Source organism: Pseudomonas sp. SDO5591_S426 (genome assembly GCF_054070755.1).
In genome coordinates, this window is the sequence record NZ_JBSVXD010000402.1 from 1 (window position 1) to 1,363 (window position 1,363).

1 protein-coding gene is annotated in these 1,363 nt (G+C 60.4%); it reads left to right on the forward strand.

Translation table 11 applies throughout. The features are described from left to right. Nucleotides 1-2: 2 nt before the first annotated feature. Nucleotides 3-1,292, forward strand: a complete 1,290-nt coding sequence (gene ltrA / locus ACW9JC_RS30295) for a group II intron reverse transcriptase/maturase (protein ID WP_457459662.1) — start codon at nt 3-5, stop codon at nt 1,290-1,292. Nucleotides 1,293-1,363 lie beyond the last annotated feature (71 nt).

The window sequence follows — 1,363 nt, forward strand, 5'->3', positions numbered from 1 at the left end:
CTGTGACGTGGACGAACGCGGAGCCGGACACGCTGATGGCGCGGGTGCTTGCACCCGCCAACCTCAGACGTGCGTATCAACGCGTAGTCGGTAACAAGGGCGCGCCGGGTGCCGATGGCATGACGGTCGACCAGTTGGCGGGCTACGTGAAACAGTATTGGCCGATCCTCAAGACTCGGTTGCTGGCCGGTGAGTATCACCCGCATGGTGTACGCGCCGTCGACATTCCCAAACCCAAGGGCGGAACACGGCGGTTGGGCATCCCCTGCGTCGTGGATCGTCTGATCCAGCAGGCCCTGCTGCAACAGCTCACGCCGATCTTCGATCCGCTGTTCTCGGATTACAGCTACGGCTTTCGTCCGGGCAGAAGCGCTCATCAAGCCATCGAATCAGCCCGCGCCCATGTGGCGGCGGGTCACCGTTGGTGCGTGGAACTCGATCTGGAGAAGTTCTTTGATCGGGTCAACCACGACGTGTTGATGGCCTATGTAGAGCGCCAAATCGAAGACAAGCGGGTGCTCACGCTGATCCGTCGCTATCTCGAAGCGGGAACGATGTCAGGCGGGCTCGTCAGCCGACGGCAGGAAGGGACGCCGCAAGGCGGCCCGCTCTCGCCGTTGCTGTCGAACATCCTGCTCAACGAACTCGACCGCGAGTTGGAACGACGGGGCCATCGTTTCGTGCGTTATGCCGATGACGCCAACATTTATGTGCGCAGTCGCCGTGCGGGCGAGCGGGTGATGGCCGGCGTTGAGCGTTTCCTGAGGCAGCGCCTGAAACTGGCGCTTAATCGGGAAAAGAGCCGCGTGGCAAGGCCCTGGTTCTGTGATTTTCTAGGTTATGGGATGAGCTGGCATCGACAGCCGAGGTTAAGAGTGGCGGTGATGAGTCTGGGGCGCTTACGCGACCGAGTCAGAGACCTGCTGCGCGGAGCGCGGGGTTGCAAGATGGCAACCGTCATCGTGCGGATAAACCCTGTGCTGCGTGGTTGGGCTGGCTACTTCAAGCTAAGTCAAAGCAAGCGGCCACTTGAGGCGCTTGATGGCTGGGTGCGTCGTAAGCTGCGCTGCGCCGTATGGCGTCAATGGAAACGGCCCTCAACAAGGGCTCGGAACTTGATACGCCTGGGGCTCAGCAGGCACCGCGCCTGCATATCGGCGTTCAACGGTCGTGGTCCATGGTGGAGCTCAGGAGCTGCACATTTGAATCACGCGCTACCGAAGAAGCTGTGGGATCGGCTTGGACTGGTCTCAATACTGGATACGATAACTCGGCTTAATCGCATAACTTGAACCGCCGTATACGGATCCGTACGTACGGTGGTGTGAGAGGACGGCGGATGTAAATCCGCCTCCTACTCGAT